Raw genomic sequence first — 16,326 nt, forward strand, 5'->3', positions numbered from 1 at the left:
CCCTCCGCCCTCCTCCTCTCAGTCCCTCAGCCCCTCAGCCCCTCAATCCCGGCGGCCGCGCAAGAAGCGGTCATGCGCGGCCGCCGTCTCCGCGATCGTCCGCAGCAGCACGACACCGCGCAGCAGCGCGCGCCCGTCGTCGCTGTCGACCTCGGTCACGCGCCGCAGCAGCACGCGGGCCGCCGCGCCGCAAGCCCGCTCGAGCCCGGCGAAATCCGCGCGCCCGACCCGCCCCCGCACCAACGCGACCGCACGGCGCGCCGCCGGCTCGCGCGCCGCCAGTTCGGCCAGCGCCAACAGACTGTCGCCGATCGTCCAGGCCGCGAGCAAGTCGCGCAGGTCGCGCTCGATGAGGGTGGCCGGCAGACGCCCCGCGAAGCCGAGCTCGCGCCCGAGACGGTCGGCCGTGCGGCTCAGCCACGCGCTCGCCGGCCATGCCCGCGGATTGCGTGCGATGCGGGCGAGGTCGCCGCGCACCGCGCTATGCAGGCGCCGCCGGCTCGCGCCGGGATCGCCGGGGAACACGAGCGCGAACACCATCGCGCCGAACGCGATGCCGAGCAGCGTGGCGAGCGCCGAATTGAGAAAGGCGGCGTCGCCGATGCGCGCCGTATTGTCCGGCGACGTGAAATTCCAGAAGAAGATCGAGAAGCCGCTGCCGATGCCGGCCGCACGCGGATGGCGCATCGCGATGCCCGCGCCGATCGTGAACACGCCGAGGATGTACGCGAGCATCTCGAAGCCCGACACCGCCGGCAGCAGCACGAAGTTGCAAAGGGCACCCGCGACCGCCGCGCAGGCGGCGCCTTTCAGGAAGCCGACGGTGGCGCCCACCGAGTTCGGGCGCGTCGAGAACAGCGCGCAGACCACCCCCGTGATCGCGACGAACCCGGCGCCCGACGGCCACGCCGTCACGATCCAGAACACCGCTGCGATCAGCACCGCGATGAACGCGCGCATCCCGTTGTGCCACGCGAGCACCGGATCGTGGTGGAACGCATAGCGCACCCGCGACGCCGGCGGATTCGGCAGGTCCAGCTGCGCGTTGCCCGCAAAGGCGGCGTCGAACCCGGCAAGCAGCGCCGCCAGCCGGTCGAGCGTGAGCAGGCGCGACGGGTCCGGGCCGGACGGCTCCGCGGCCTCGGCGCGCACCGCGTCGTCCACGCGCGCCCGCAATGCGGTGAGCGCGGCGCCCGCTTCGCCCGACGCCGCCACGCCGTCGAGCACCTGCGCGGCATCGGCGACCAGCGGGTCCGGCGTGCCGCCGCTGCGCGCCGCGTGATCGTGCAGCGCCTGCCCCGCGGCCTGCGCGGACAGCACGCCCAGCACCGCCGTGCGCAGATGGCCGATCGCGTTGCGCACCGGCGGCGCGCCGGTGGCCGCATATTCGGCCGCCGTGTCGAGTTCGAGCGCATCCGCGAACAGCCGGTGCACGGCCGCGACGTTCGGCTCGCGGCGCAGCGCACCCGCGCCGACCGCCGCCGCGCGGTCGAGATAGCGCTTGAGGCGCGTACGGACATCGTCCAGCGGCGTGCCCGGTGCGAAGACCGTATCGAACAGCGCGCCGCACAGGATACCGACCACCACGTAAAGGAACCGCGCGACCGCGATGTCGAACGCGTGCAGCGGCGCGGATACCGCATCCATCGCGACGATCGCGGCCGTGTAGCCGGCGAGCACCGCCGCGTAGGCGCGGAAATTCCGCTGGAACGTCGCGACGCCCGCGCACAGGCCGATCCAGGCAGCGAGCGCCGGCAGGAACAGCTCGGGGGTCTGCGCGAATGCACCGGTCAGCACGAGCGCGACGGCCGCGCCGATCGCGGTGCCGAGAATCCGGTACTGGCTCTTCGACAAGCCCATCCCGCGGCTGCCCTGCGCGACGATCCACACCGTCGATGCGGCCCATTTCGGGTCGTCGAGATTCATCCGGAAGGCAATGTAGAGCGCGAGCAGCGACGCGGCCGTGTTGCGCAACGCGAAGGCGACCGCACCGGGCGGCAGCGTGGGCCGTGCGTCGCGCAGCACGGTGCGGAAGGCCGCAAGCGGCGGCAGATCTGGCAAGGCGAATTTCATGCGGCGAGCATACGGGCGCGCGCCGCCGCCACTAAGACGCGTGGACGGGATGCGTTATTGCACCGGGCAGGATAATCGCCGCCGCACGGAGCGATCCGGCCGGCGAAGGTAAGATGCGCGCAGGTCGAACACGGAAGCACCCCGTATGAACTTCGAAAGCATCCGCATATTCCTGCGCGTGGTCGAGCGCGGCAACTTCACCGCCGCCGCCACGCAACTCGACATGCCGCTCAGCCGCGTGAGCCGCAAGGTCAAGCAGCTCGAGGACGATCTCGGCGTCCAGCTGCTGTACCGGACCACGCGCCGCGTGTCCGTCACCGAGGCCGGACGCGACTACTACGAGCGCTGCCTGCGCGCCGAGGACATCCTGCTCGACGCGGACCGCCAGGCCCGCGCGCTGCGCATGGCGCCGGAGGGCACGCTGCGCGTGCTGGTGCCCTACTCGATCGGCCTGTTCGAACTGGAGCCTGCGCTCGCCGAGTTTCGCCGGCGCTACCCGCTCGTCCAGCTCGTGCTGATCTACGACAACAACCCGCTCGATCTCGTCGAGCACGGCTTCGACGTCGCGCTGCGGGCGGGCGTGCTGACCGACTCCAGCTACATCGCACGCTCGCTCGGCTGGTCGCAGGCGAAGCTCGCGGCGAGCCCCGCCTATCTCGACCGCGTCGGCCGGCCCGCCACGCCGCAGGACCTCGCGCAGCACGACCTGCTGCTCGTCGGCCGCGACGCGCCCGGCCAGACGCTGCGGCTCACCAATGCGGCCGGCGAAGTCGCCGACGTGCCGGTGCGGCCGGTGCTGATCACCAACGAATCGGTGACGGTGCTGCGCCAGGCCGCGAGCGGCGGTGGCATCGCGCTGGCCTCGACGCACTACACGGCCCGCCGGCTCGAACGGAACGAACTCGAAATCGTGCTGCCCGACTGGCACCGGGCCGACGACGTCGAGCTGCACGTGCTGTACCCGCGGCGCGCGACGCTCGACAGCAAGGTGCGCGCGTTCGTCGATTTCCTCGCGGAACTGTTCACCGCATGGCGAACCGCACCGTAACCGGTACCGCTCGGCCCGGTTCGCACGCCGATTATTGCGCGGCGCGAAATCGATTAATGAGCCGGCCCGTGTTGATGGCGGCACGCCGCATCGTTAGCCTGTCGCGATGCACAACGACTCCACCGGCGACGCCAGCCGCCTGACCGCTGCCCGCAGACGCGTCACGCGCGTCCCGCCTTCCTGACCGGCAGCATCCCGCCTTCCGAAGCCCGCCACGGCTTCGTGCATCCGATCGAGCCGCACATCGCACGCGTCGGCCCCGGCTACCGGGCCGCGTCGCGCGCCGTGCGCTTTCCGTTCAGCAGCCGCGCCGCGCCTGCGTCGCGTTCGCACGCGTGCGTGCGCGGTGGCGCGTGCACGCCGCGACGGGCCGCAGCCGTCAAGCACCTTACGCCCCTTACGCTTCTTACGCAGGAAACCCATGTCCACTCCGTCATCTCCCGCCCCGCTGTCGGGCGGCAAGCTCGCGATCGGCACGATCGCGGTATCGCTCGCGATGTTCATGAACGTGCTCGACTCGTCGATCGCGAACGTCGCCATTCCGACCATCTCGGGCGACCTCGGCGTGTCGGTCGACGAAGGCACGTGGGTCATCACGATCTTTGCGGCCGCGAACGCGGTGTCGATTCCGTTGACGGGCTGGCTCACGCAGCGCTTCGGCCAGGTACGCCTGTTCGTCACGTCGATCCTGCTGTTCGTGTTCGCGTCGTGGCTGTGCGGGATCGCGCCGAACCTGCCGACACTGCTCGCCGCGCGGATCCTGCAGGGCGCGGTCGCCGGGCCGCTCGCGCCGCTGTCGCAGGCGCTGCTGCTCGGCGCGTGGCCGCGGCAGAAATCGTCGAGCGCGCTGGCGCTGTGGTCGATGACGGCGCTCGTCGGCCCGATCGCGGGGCCATCGCTCGGCGGCTGGATCACGTACGACTACAACTGGTCGTGGATCTTCTACATCAACATTCCGGTCGGCTTCTTCGCGGCCGCCGTCACGTGGTTCGTGTTCCGCGATCGCGAGTCGGCCACGCGCCGCCTGCCGATCGATACGGTCGGCCTGCTGCTGCTCGTGCTGTGGGTCGCGTCGCTGCAGATCATGCTCGACAAGGGCAAGGATCTCGACTGGTTCAACTCGCCCGTCGTCGTCGCGCTCGGCATCGTCGCGCTGATCGGCTTCGCGTTCTTCCTCGTGTGGGAGCTGCACGAGGCCAACCCGATCGTCGACCTGCGGCTCTTCACGCAGCGCAATTTCGCGGGCGGCACGATCGCGATCTCGGTCGCGTACGGGATGTTCTTCGGCACGCTCGTGCTGCTGCCGCAATGGATGCAGGGCTATCTCGGCTACCGCGCGGTCGATTCGGGGCTCGCCACCGCGCCGCTCGGGGTGTTCGCGATCCTGCTCACGCCGGTCATGGGGCGCCTGCTGCCGCGCACCGACCCGCGCTACATCGCGACACTCGCGTTCGTCGGCTTCGCGGTCGTGTTCATGATGCGCACGACCTTCTACACCGACGTGTCGCGCTGGGACCTCGTGCTGCCGACGCTGCTGCAAGGCATCCCGATGGCGATGTTCTTCGTGCCGCTGACGTCGATCATCCTGTCCGGGCTGCCGCCGGAAAAGATCCCGGCCGCCGCCGGCCTGTCGAATTTCGGCCGCACATTCTGCGGCGCGGTCGGCACGTCGCTGATCAGCAACGCCTGGAACGACCGCACGATCCTGCACCACGCGCGGCTCACCGAACAGGCGAGCATCGACAACCCGACCTTCGCGCAACACGTCGACACGACGCGCTCGCTGCTGCACCTGAGCCCCGATTCGGCGCTCGCGCTCTTCAACACGTCGGTCGATTCGCAAGCGGCCGTGATGGGGCTGAACGACATCTTCTATGTATCGGCGATCATCTTCGTCGCGATCATTCCGCTGATCTGGATCACGAAACCGTCGCGCTCGGGCGGCGGCGATGCCGACGCGGCAGCGGCCGGCGCGCATTGATCCGCATGCGCGCCAGCCGGGCCCCGCGTCGCGCACGCCGGGCCTCGCGTCGTCACCCGCCGGCGTAATAAAGACTTGCAATCGATACAGGCGGAAACGTCAACAGCCGGTGCCCGCGCCGCGTTTTCTGGACAAGCGCTCACGATCCGGGCGCGCAACGACAGGAGAAAACACCATGCGAGCCTTGACGCGCCATCTCGCGATTGCCGCCACCCTGATGTCGGTACTGACCGGCACCGCGTTCGCCGACACGCCGTGGCAACAGGCGCATCCGCGCCGCGAAGAGGTCAACCAGCGCCTCGCAAACCAGAATCGCCGGATCCATCACGAAGTGAAGGAAGGCGAGATGTCGCACGCACAGGCCGCGCGCCTGCACCGTGACGACCGCAAGATCCGCCGGGAAGAGCGGGACATGGCTGCGCAGGACCGCAGCCACATCACGAAGAGCGAACAGCACGTGCTGAACCAGCAGGAAAATGCGGTCAGCCACCAGATCGGCCAATAAGATCGACAATACCGGCAGGTGCCCATTCGCCACCACCTGAAACGCCCGCTGCCGCCGCGCGGCAGCGGGTGCTTGTTGTGTATCGAATCGTTTCAACGCGCCAACGGCTTCAAATGCTGCGGGTATACTCCGTCGTCAGCCGCCTGCCGCATCGTCGTCCGTCAAACATGGCCCGATTCCGGGCGGTTTCGTCGCGAAGCTTCGCGTTTCGCCTACCCCGCGCCCCAGCCTCGATACGAGACCCACGACGACCCACCATGAAACGATTCCTGCTGCTCCTTCCCGCCGCCCTGCTCGCCGCCTGCGGTTCCGCGCCGTCGTCCGACTCGGCCGCCTCGTCCGGCGCGGCGCCGATGATGTACGTGTCGTCGCAACGTCCGGCCTACGCGATCGCCAACTGCCTCGACAGCCGCCTGCCGGGCACCGAGCAATCGCAGCACAACAGCGTGACCGATATCGCCGTCGGCTCGAACTCGTACTTCGTCACGCTGACGCCGTCGGGCAGCGGTTCGGTCGTCAAGGTCGTGCGCGGCTCGGGCAGCGAGCCGCCCGAGGAAACGATGCGCTTCGCGCTCGCACGCTGCCTGATCTGATCCGAACCCCGCCGATGCCGGGCGCCCGCCCGGCTCGCTCCTGCGCGCCGGCCCGCCGGCGCGCACGCCGAATATTTTCATCCGGGTGGCCGTCGATGAGAGAATCGCACCCACGATTCCCTTTCAACGGAGCCCGCATGAAGCACCTGCTGTCCCGGCTGTTCGTCAGCGCCGCGCTCGTCGCGCTTGTCCCGGCGCTGCCGGCACAGGCGGCCACGCCGCCCGGCATCTTCGTCGTCGCCACGCAGCTCGGCGAATTCACGACCCTCGACCCGAGCGGGATTTACGAACTGGTGCCGTCGGAGTACGTCGCGAATACCTACGAACGGCTCGTGCGCGTCGACCTGAAGGACCCGACGCGCTTCGACGGGCAGATCGCGCAATCGTGGACGGTCGGCGCCGACGGCGTGACCTACACGTTCAAGCTGCGCCCCGGCCTCACGTTCCATTCCGGCAACCCGGTCACCGCCGACGACGTCGCGTGGTCGCTGCAGCGCACCATCCTGCTCGACAAGGGGCCGGCCGGCGTGCTCGCCGACCTCGGCCTCACGAAAGCGAACGTGGCGCAGAAGGTGCGCGTGGTCGACCCGCAGACCGTCGTGCTCGAAACCGACCGCAAGTACGCACCGAGCTTCGTGCTCAACGTGCTGAGCGCATGCCCGGCATCGGTCTTCGACAAGAAGCTGCTGCTGTCGCACCAGCAGGGCAACGATTTCGGCAGCGGCTGGCTCCGGACCAACGACGCGGGCTCGGGCCCGTACCAGCTCGTCAAGTGGACGCCCAACGAAAACATCGTGCTGCAGCGTTTCGAGAAATACCGCACGCCGTACCCGATGAAGCGCGTCGTGCTGCGCCACGTGCCCGAAGCGTCCGCGCAACGGTTGCTGCTGGAGAACGGCGACGCCGACGCCGCGCGCAACCTGAGCCCCGACAGCCTCGCCGCGCTGACGAAAGCCGGCAAGATCAAGGTCGCGTCGTGGCCGGTGTCCGCGCTGCTGTACCTGAGCCTGAACACGAAGAACCCGAACCTCGCGAAACCCGAGGTGCAGCAGGCGATGAAATGGCTGGTCGACTATGACGGCATCCAGCGCAACATCGTCAGCACGACGTACAAGGTGCATGAAACCTTCCTGCCCGAAGGCTTCCTCGGCGCGTCGAACGCCCGCCCGTACAAGCAGGACGTCGCGAAGGCGAAGGCGCTGCTCGCCAAGGCCGGCCTGCCGAACGGCTTCGACGTGACGATGGACATGCCGAACGACTACCCGTACCTCGAGATCGCGCAGGCGCTGCAGGCGAACTTCGCGCTGGGCGGCATCCGCGTGAAGCTGATTCCGGGCGATGCGAAGCAGGCGATCGGCAAGTATCGCGCGCGCCAGCACGACATCTTCGTCGGCGAATGGTCGCCCGACTACATGGACCCGAACAGCAACGCGCGCGGCTTCGCGTGGAATCCGGACAACTCCGACCAGTCGCCGACGAAGATGCTCGCGTGGCGCAACAGCTGGGACATTCCGCAACTGACGAAGGACACCGAGGCCGCGCTCGTCGAGCCGTCGCCCGCGAAACGCGCGCAGCGTTACGAAGCGCTGCAGAAGGCCGTGCTCGCGAACTCGCCGTTCATCATCATGTTCGAGAAGGTCGTGCAGGTCGCGACGCGCCCCGGCGTGACCGGGCCGGAAATCGGGCCGATCAACGACCTCGTGTCATACCGCACGCTCGCGAAATAATGGCGCCCGCCCGCGCGCCCGGCCCTGCCGGCGCGCGGGTAATCGCCGCGGGCCGCGGCGGCGGTGCTATGCCGTGCGGCGCGGGCGATCTACAATGCGCGACGCCACGGACGCCGGCCGCGACCGGCGACGATGGGGACCACCGAATCCGCTAATCCGCTTCGCCAAGGAAAACAGGATGCGCACGCTACAACAACTGCGAATGGAGTTCCTTCAGTACAAGATCGAGCCGATCGGCTGGCTCGGCGACAGCCCTTCCCGCTTCGACTTCTATACGCAAACGGCCGCCGGATGCGACACCATCCTGGAGCTCGGCGTGTTCACCGGGCTGACCACGACGGCCTTCCTGCTCGCGCAGCCGAAGCGCCTCGTGTCGGTCGACATCTCCGACGAGTATTTCCAGATCCGGCCCGAACTGGAGCAGGCGGCGAAAGACCTGTCGATCGACTTCGAATTCCGGATCGCCGACGATCTCGCGATGGAGCCGCTCGCCGCCGACCTGCTGTTCATCGACACCACGCATACGTACGAGCAGACGCTCGCCGAACTGAACCGTTTCGGCCCGCTGGCGCGCAAGAAGATCGTGCTGCACGACATGACCGTGGCCGGCGTGTACCAGGCGGTGTTCCAGTGGCTGTGGGACAACAAGCAGTTTCATATTACGTATCACGACAGCCGCGGTTGCGGCGCGGTCGTCTGCGAGCGCCACGTCGGCTACTGAGCCGGGCGCGCGCAACGGGGGGCGAACATGCAATCGAGCGAACACGCGGTCTGCGTGGCGATCAACGACAACAACCGCGCGTGGTACGAGATGCTCGTGCCGTTCCTGCTGTCGCTGCGGCACACCGGCTACGACGGGCGGATCGCGGTGATCGGCTACGGACTGTCCGAACGCAAGCGGCAGATCCTCGCGAGCCAGTCGGTCGACGTGATCGACGCGTCGAGCGCGTATGCGCTGCCGGTCGGCCGCTTCATCGAGGCCGCCGAGTATTGCGCACGCAACCCGCAGATCCGCAAGCTCGCGCTGTACGACGCCGACATCTGGTTCTGCGCGCCGCCGTTCGACCTGTTCTCGCAGATCGGCGACGACCGGCTCCACGCGTGCCCCGACCCGCTGTTCTGCACGTTCGTCGTCACGCCGCTGATCGGCGAGCGGCGCGACCATCACTGGCGCCTCGTCGTCGACGAAGTCTCCGCCCGCCACGGCAGCGCGTTGCAGGCCGGGCTCGTCGCCGGGACCGCCGACGCGTGGGCACGCTACGCCGGCCACCTGCGTGACTGCACCGCCCGCATCGGCACCGATTTCCAGGAGTGCTTCGGGATCGATACGACGTTCCTGCACCTGTGGAGCGCCCAGGGCGAAACGGCGCTGCTCGATCCGGTCCAGAACTTCGTCAGCAAGTACGGCATTCACGAAGCGTTCGATGCAGGCACCGGCACGACGACGCTCCGGTATCACGGCGAGCCGATCCGCGCGCTGCACATGACCGGCGACATCCGCTTCCTCGACCGCTGGCGCTACTACGCGAACCACGTCGACGCCGCGCTGCGCGACGGCGTGCCGTTCGCGCTGTCGGACGGCACGCGGGCACAGTCCGACGCGGTCGCCGCGCGCATCGCGGCGACCGACTACGTGCGCTCGGCCGGGCTGACCGTTGCGGCCGCAACGATCGAGACAAGCGCGGGCGCCTACCTGCAGGTGATCGACGAACCCGGCGGCACGATGCTGATCGGCAGCGGAAACCACGAGGTCGTGTTCACCGCGACACGCGACATCGCGCGGCTGAACGTCTACGTCACGCACCCGTCCGGGTCGCCGTCGCCGCTGCTGTGCGAAGTGCTGGTCGACGGGCAGCCGCAGCGGAAAGGCACCGAGCTGACGGCGCATTTCACGTACCGGATCGCGCCCGGCACCGTCATCACGCTGCGCTCGACGAGCCTCGGCGGCCAGCAGTGCAATGCGATCTGGCGGCTGCGCGAGGCGCCGGACATGCAGCAATAGGCAGCGGACAGTAGGCGGCGGCCCGCCGCCGGTCAATGGAATGCCGCCCACACCAGGTATGCATTCAACCCGACGATCACGACCGTCGCCGCGCCGGCGACGATCCGCAGCGGCATCCGCATCGCGTAAGCGCCCATCACGTCCGCCCGCGCCGACAGCATCAGCAGCGCGATCATCGGCATCGGCAGCACGAAACTCAGCACCACCTGGCTCGCGACCATCGCGCGCGTGACATCGCAGCCGAGCGCGACCACCGCGAACGCGGGCACGACCGTCACCGCGCGCCGCACCCAGACCGGCACGCGGCGGTGGATGAAACCCTGCATCACGACCTGCCCGGCCATCGTGCCGACCACCGAACTCGACACGCCCGAGGTCAGCAGCGCGACGAGAAACAGCGCGCCGGCCGCCGGCCCGAGCACCGGGATCAGCGTGTGATACGCATCGCCGATGTCGGTCATGCCCGGCGCGCTCGCGTGAAACGCCGACGACGCCATCATCACCATCGCGAGATTCACGAACCCGGCCAGCCCGAGCGCGACGACCACCTCGCGATTCGAGAAGCGCACGAGCCGCCGCCGCTCCGTATCGTCGCGCGGCGCGGTGCGATCCTGCGTGAGCCCCGAATGCAGATACAGCGTGTGCGGCATGATCGTCGCGCCAATGATCCCGACCGCGATCGTCAGCGCCGCGCGATCCGGAATCTGCGGGACGACCAGGTGGAACGCGGCCGCATGCCAGTCCTGCGGCGCGATCAGCAGTTCGCCGAGATAGCAAGCGCCGATCACGCCGACCAGCGCCGCGATCGCGGCTTCCAGCGGCCGGAAGCCGCGCTTTTCGAGCGCGAGGATCGCGCAGGTCGCGAGCGCCGTCGCGATCATCCCCGCGAACAGCGACAGGTGGCACAACAGCCCGAATGCGAGCGCGCCGCCGAGGAATTCGGCGAGATCAGTCGCCATCGCGGCAATCTCGGACGCGACCCACATGCCCCATACGACCGGCGCGGGAAACCGGTCGCGGCACAGCTCCGCGAGATTGCGGCCGGTCACGATGCCGAGCTTCGCCGACATCGCCTGGAACAGCATCGCGATCGCGTTCGCGGCCAGCACGACCCACAGCAGCCGGTAGCCGAACGCGGCACCGGCCTGGATGTTGGTCGCGAAGTTGCCGGGGTCCATATAGCCGATCGACGCGATCACGGCCGGGCCGACGAACGGCAGCAGTGCGGCGACGCCCGTGCGGCGCCCTTCCAGCGCGGCACGCGCCGCGCCGTCGGTGTGGCCGGTGTGGTCGTTGTGCCCGGTACGCAGGCCCGGTAGCGCGAAGCCGCCGGCAGGTTTGTTCGTGACGGGAATCATGGTGGTGTTCCGTTCGAATGAGGAAGGATTCCTGAAGGTTGGGCGCCACGGCCGGCATGTCGGCTGCCGGCCGCGGCGCCCGCGGCGGCGTTACAGCGGCACGACGTCGGGACGGTTGCGCGGAAACTGCGCGATCACGTCCGGCGCGACGTTCAGGTGCGCTTCGACGAGCTTCGGCGGCGTATGCGCGAGCCAGTCGGACAGCGACACTTCCGCATAGCGGTCGGTCTTGAAGATCTCGAGGAACACCAGATCGGTATTGCCGGTGTTCTGCACGTAGTGCCCGAGGCTTTTCTTCACGTAGCCGACGTCGCCCGCGCGGAAGTCGGCCGTCTGCGCCTTCGGCCCCGTGTCGAACACGGTCATCCGTGCCTCGCCCTGCAGGTAGTACTGCCATTCATCGGCGTTCGGGTGCCAGTGGAGCTCCCGCATGCCGCCCGGATGCACGGTGACGAGCGCCGCCGCGACGGTCGTCGACACGTTGAAGTTCGTGCTGTCCGCGATGCGCACTTCGCCGCCGCGGGTCTTCCTGACCGGTTTCATGTCGCCGAGCGGGAAGATGAACGGATGCGGCGGCGCCCCTGCCGCCGACGCCGACGCGCGCTGGGCTTCCGCGAGCGGGCCCGGTTCGTCGCCCTGGAAGATCCACAGGTTGTCGAGCGGGATGTTCCGGAATGCGTCGGCCGGCACGCCGAAGTTGAGTGCGAGCACGTCGGGCGGCGTGTGCGCGACCCAGTCGGTCAGCAGCAGCGTGTTGAATTCGGACGCGCGGCCGTTATCGAACGCGAGCAGGAATTCGGCGCCGTCGGTGCCGAGGCCCTGCAGCGAATGCGGCAGGCCGGGCGGGAAATACCAGAGATCGCCGGTTTTCACGTCCTGCACCGATGGCCGCCCGAGTTCGTCGAGCACCGTGATCCGGCACCGGCCGTCGAGCATGATGGCCCACTCGGCCTGCTGGTGCCAGTGCATCTCGCGAATGCCGCCGCGCGTCAGGCGCATGTTGACGCCGGAAATGGTTTCGGAAATCGCAAAATCGTCCTGGGTAACTTCACGCGCCCATCCGCCATTTTGAATTCTTTTATGCGCATTATTGAACGAGGCCCAGAATAACGGCATGCCGTTGATATCGGTGGCCGGCGGATCCTGAAAGGACGGAAACTGGTTGGCAATAGCCGGATTTTTGGGCCCCGGATCGGTCAGGCTCTGGCGGTTGCGCGCATTGACCGCGCCTTCCGGCGGACTGTCCGGATTGCCGAACGAGGCGGCCTTCGCCGATACCGCAATACCGGCGGCGGCAATGGCGCCGGCCGTATTCGCCAGCATCCTGCGTCGAGAAAGATTCGTCATGACTTCTCCTTCATTCTTGCGATCAAGTGAATTCCCATTACGGAACACATGCCGTTTTTCGGATTATCGAAAATCGAACATCCCGTCACGCAAGTTAAATACAATTCGACGAATAAATTAAATGAATTATTAACCTGAATTAATGATTAAAGCTGATCGACTTTAATTTTGTAATTATTGCGGTGCAGCGGGATGGCGGGCGACGATCGAGGGCGGCAAATCGGTCAGGTCCGATGAGCCCGGTCGTGAAGTGCGACTGACGGCAAGACGAGAGGGAGGCACGTAGCGGACGATCGCGGTTCGATTCGATCAACATGCCTGACAGACATAAACGCAAATTATCTCTGTCAGGAATAAACGCAAAATATGCCTGACAGAGATAAAACCATTCCCATTCCGGCGCGGACCGCCCCACCGTCGAACGCACTTCCGACCCTATCACCTATCCTCACACCATAGTTTTTATCCGCTGGCGCGAATGATTTTGGCTTCGTTAGATGGATGACATTCGATCATCAGACGACAACGATCTAACAGCCGATGACCTGCGCGTTCGCCCGTACCGTCGAATCCCGCTATGCCGAGCTCACGCCGACCGCGAAGCGCATCGCGAGCTACATGCTCGCGAACCTCGACCGGCTCGGGCTCGAAACGGCCGACCAGATCGCCCGGCAGGCCGGAACGAGCGGCATCTCGGTCGGGCGCTTCCTGCGCAGCGTCGGCTACCGCAATCTCGACGACCTGAAACGCGAGCTGCGCGGCGGAGGCGATCGCCCGTGGATGATCACCGACCGGCTCGACGAATACCGCCGCGTCGCGGGTACGCAACCGGCCCACCGCAACGGCAATGCCAATGCCGCCAACAGCCCGCTCGCATCCTCGCTCGAGCGCGAGCTCGATGCGATCCGCCACGTGTACCGCCTCGCCGAAGGCCCGGTGTTCGCGCAGGTGGCCGACCGGATCGCGCATGCGGACGCGGTATTCATCCTCGGCATCCAGTCGACGCGCGGGATCAGCAATGCGTTCAGCAGCTACCTCGAGTATCTGCGCCCGCGCGTGTTCTATTCCGACGGCCAGTCGGGCTCGTACGTCGATTCGCTGAACTCCGAATTCGAGCGGCCGTACTGCATCGTCACCGACACCCGCGCGTATTCGCGCAGCGCGCGCCGCTATTGCCAGGCGGCCGCCGAGCGCGGGCAGCCGTTCGCGCTGGTCACCGATCTCTCGTGCCCGTGGGCGCGCGACTGGCCGGCCGACCTGCTGCAGGTGAAGACCGACGTCGGCCAGTTCTGGGATTCGCTCGCACCGCTCACCTGCCTGTTCAACCTGCTGATCACGGCCGTGGTCGACCGCCTCGGCCCCGCGATCGACCGGCGCGTCGCGCGCAACCGCGAACTGCAGCACACGTTCGACCAATTCGAATCCTGAGCGAGCCCGACCGAACCCGAACCGCCGATGAACGACCACCGCCTCGTCGAAATCACGCCCGCCATCCATCGCGTCGACATCGACCTCGTCTACGCGACCGACCGCAACCTGACCGGCAAGCCGATCTACCGCCGCGCGCACTGCCTGCTGCTGGCGCCGGCCGAGGCCGCGTTGCGCCGCGCGGTGAACGTCGCCGCGCAGGCCGGCTTCACGCTGCGCATCTACGATGCGTACCGGCCGCCGCAGGCGCAGCAGGTGCTGTGGGATTTCCTGCCCGACCCGAACTTCGTCGCCGATCTCGGCCGCGGCTCGAATCACAGCCGCGGCATCGCGCTCGACCTGACGCTCGTCGGCGCGGATGGCGAGCCGCTCGACATGGGCACCGGCTTCGACGAGATGGTCGCCGCATCCGGCCACTTCCACGCGGGGCTGCCCGAAGCCGTGCAGCGCAACCGCCTGCTGCTGCTCGGCGTGATGCACGCGGCCGGCTTCGCGCACATCGACAGCGAATGGTGGCACTACGAACTGCCCGGCTCGCATGCGCTGCCCCAGATCGACAATGCGGCAAGCGGCCCGTGGCGCCTGATGTGATGGCCCGGCGCATGCCCCCCACCGTTCACGTTCAACGACTTCAACGACACAAGGAGCGCAGATGAAACCCCTGACATCCCGGCTCGTCGCGGCGCTGGCCGCCGCATCCGTTCTCGCCGCCGTCCCGCTTTCCGCCGCGCATGCGGAGACGCCGAAGGACATGTTCGTGATGGCCACGCTGCTCGACGAATTCACGACGCTGGACCCGGGCGAGGTCTACGAGCTGGTGCCGGAGGAATACGTCGCGAACACATACGACCGGCTCGTGCGCGTCGACCTGCGCGACCCGTCGAAATTCAACGGCGACGTCGCGCAGTCGTGGACGGTGAGCACCGACGGGCTGACCTACACGTTCAAGCTGCGCCCCGGCCTCAAGTTCCACTCGGGCAACCCGCTGACGGCCGACGACGTCGCGTGGTCGATCCAGCGCGCGGTGCTGCTCGACAAGGGGCCTGCGGCCGTGCTGACCGGCATCGGGCTCACGAAGGCGAACGTCGTCGCCAACGTGAAGAAGCTCGACGACCTGACGGTGTCGGTCACGACCGACCAGAAGTACGCGCCGACCTTCGTCCTGAACGTGCTGGGCTCCTGGCCCGCCTCGGTGCTCGACAGGAAACTGCTGCTGTCGCACCAGCAGGGCAGCGACTTCGGCAACGCGTGGCTGAAGACCAACGAGGCCGGCTCCGGCGCGTACAAGCTGGTCAAGTGGACCGCCGGCGACAGCGTCGTGCTGCAGCGCTTCGACGGCTACCGGCTGCCGCTCGCGATGAAGCGCATCGTGCTGCGCCACGTGCCCGAAGCGGCGAGCCAGCGCCTGCTGCTGGAGAACGGCGATGTCGATGCGGCACGCGACCTGAGCCCCGACGATCTGGCGTCCGTCGTGAAATCCGGCAAGGCGAAGGTGTCGGCATCGCCGCAGGCGACGCTGCTGTACCTCGGCCTGAACACGAAGAATGCGACGCTCGCGAAACCCGACGTGCAGGAAGCGCTGAAGTGGCTCGTCGACTATGCGGGCATCCAGGGCAACGTGGTGAAGACGACCTACAAGGTCCACCAGACGTTCCTGCCCGAAGGCTTCCTCGGCACGCTGAACGCGAACCCGTACAGGCTCGACGTCGCGAAGGCGAAGGCGCTGCTCGCGAAGGCCGGCGTGCCGAACGGGTTCCCGGTGACGATGGACGTGCGCAACGATTATCCGTACACCGAAATCGCGCAGGCCGTGCAGGCGAACTTCGCGCAGGCGGGCATCAAGGTGCAGCTGATCCCCGGCGACAACAAGCAGACGCTCGCGAAATACCGCGCGCGCCAGCATGACATCTACATCGGCGAATGGTCGGCCGACTACATCGATCCGCACAGCAACGCGCAGGGTTTTGCATGGAACCCCGACAATTCCGACAAGTCGAGCTATAAAATGCTGGCCTGGCGCAACAGCTGGGACATCCCGCAACTGACGAAGGAAACCGACGCCGCGCTCGCCGAACCGACCACCGCGAAACGCGCGCAACGGTATCAGGCGATGCAGAAGGAGATGCTCGCGCGTTCGCCGTTCGTGATCATGTTCGAGAAAGTCGCTCAGGTCGCGACGCGGCCCGGCGTGAGCGGGCTCGACGTCGGGCCGATCAACGATCTCGTGTCGTACCGCAACCTGAAGAAGCAATGAGATTCGCCGC

Annotated in this window: 13 protein-coding genes; 10 read left to right on the forward strand and 3 right to left on the reverse strand. The window is 67.6% G+C overall.

Annotated elements, in window-relative coordinates; genetic code table 11:
• Nucleotides 1-42 precede the first annotated feature (42 nt).
• Entirely contained in the window at nt 43-2,073 is a 2,031-nt protein-coding gene (locus tag DPV79_RS19220; protein ID WP_113046209.1) for an FUSC family protein, read from the reverse strand.
• 145 nt (nt 2,074-2,218) lie between these two features.
• Here DPV79_RS19220 and DPV79_RS19225 point away from each other — a divergent pair, with 145 nt between their 5' ends.
• The 7 genes from DPV79_RS19225 (at nt 2,219) to DPV79_RS19255 (ending at nt 9,929) form a co-directional block, all read left to right on the forward strand.
• Complete coding sequence (locus DPV79_RS19225; protein WP_021161341.1) at nt 2,219-3,121, forward strand: LysR family transcriptional regulator; 903 nt, start codon at nt 2,219-2,221, stop codon at nt 3,119-3,121.
• Nucleotides 3,122-3,542: 421 nt separating this feature from the next.
• Nucleotides 3,543-5,102 carry a DHA2 family efflux MFS transporter permease subunit gene (locus DPV79_RS19230; protein ID WP_059622710.1) on the forward strand — a complete coding sequence of 520 codons (1,560 nt, stop codon included), beginning with the start codon at nt 3,543-3,545 and terminating at the stop codon, nt 5,100-5,102.
• Between the two features lie 175 nt (nt 5,103-5,277).
• On the forward strand, nt 5,278-5,607 hold the full coding sequence (locus tag DPV79_RS19235; RefSeq protein ID WP_021161343.1) for a hypothetical protein: 330 nt from the start codon (nt 5,278-5,280) through the stop codon (nt 5,605-5,607).
• Nucleotides 5,608-5,864: 257 nt separating this feature from the next.
• Nucleotides 5,865-6,200, forward strand: a complete 336-nt coding sequence (locus DPV79_RS19240) for a sugar ABC transporter ATPase (protein ID WP_113046210.1) — start codon at nt 5,865-5,867, stop codon at nt 6,198-6,200.
• 137 nt (nt 6,201-6,337) lie between these two features.
• Nucleotides 6,338-7,927, forward strand: coding sequence for an ABC transporter substrate-binding protein (locus tag DPV79_RS19245; RefSeq protein WP_021161345.1), 1,590 nt, complete (start codon nt 6,338-6,340; stop codon nt 7,925-7,927).
• A gap of 178 nt (nt 7,928-8,105) precedes the next feature.
• Entirely contained in the window at nt 8,106-8,648 is a 543-nt protein-coding gene (locus DPV79_RS19250) for a class I SAM-dependent methyltransferase (RefSeq protein ID WP_021161346.1), read from the forward strand.
• Nucleotides 8,649-8,675: 27 nt separating this feature from the next.
• Entirely contained in the window at nt 8,676-9,929 is a 1,254-nt protein-coding gene (locus DPV79_RS19255; protein WP_113046211.1) for a hypothetical protein, read from the forward strand.
• 32 nt (nt 9,930-9,961) lie between these two features.
• Here DPV79_RS19255 and DPV79_RS19260 read toward each other — a convergent pair whose 3' ends face one another.
• A complete protein-coding gene (locus tag DPV79_RS19260) occupies nt 9,962-11,287 on the reverse strand; it encodes an Nramp family divalent metal transporter (protein WP_059650387.1) in 1,326 nt (441 codons plus the stop codon).
• A 90-nt stretch (nt 11,288-11,377) separates the two neighbouring features.
• Nucleotides 11,378-12,634: an oxalate decarboxylase family bicupin gene (locus DPV79_RS19265; RefSeq protein WP_059553582.1), complete on the reverse strand. Its 1,257-nt coding sequence runs from the start codon at nt 12,632-12,634 to the stop codon at nt 11,378-11,380.
• Between the two features lie 540 nt (nt 12,635-13,174).
• Between DPV79_RS19265 and sapR the strand changes: the two genes are divergently transcribed.
• The 3 genes from sapR (at nt 13,175) to DPV79_RS19280 (ending at nt 16,316) form a co-directional block, all read left to right on the forward strand.
• Nucleotides 13,175-14,062: a sap1 transcriptional regulator SapR gene (gene sapR / locus DPV79_RS19270; RefSeq protein ID WP_048022495.1), complete on the forward strand. Its 888-nt coding sequence runs from the start codon at nt 13,175-13,177 to the stop codon at nt 14,060-14,062.
• 27 nt (nt 14,063-14,089) lie between these two features.
• Nucleotides 14,090-14,653, forward strand: a complete 564-nt coding sequence (gene ddpX / locus DPV79_RS19275) for a D-alanyl-D-alanine dipeptidase (RefSeq protein WP_113046212.1) — start codon at nt 14,090-14,092, stop codon at nt 14,651-14,653.
• A gap of 61 nt (nt 14,654-14,714) precedes the next feature.
• Nucleotides 14,715-16,316 carry an ABC transporter substrate-binding protein gene (locus tag DPV79_RS19280; protein WP_113046213.1) on the forward strand — a complete coding sequence of 534 codons (1,602 nt, stop codon included), beginning with the start codon at nt 14,715-14,717 and terminating at the stop codon, nt 16,314-16,316.
• Nucleotides 16,317-16,326 lie beyond the last annotated feature (10 nt).

It is taken from the genome of Burkholderia reimsis (assembly GCF_003294055.1).
Classification (GTDB): domain Bacteria; phylum Pseudomonadota; class Gammaproteobacteria; order Burkholderiales; family Burkholderiaceae; genus Burkholderia; species Burkholderia cepacia.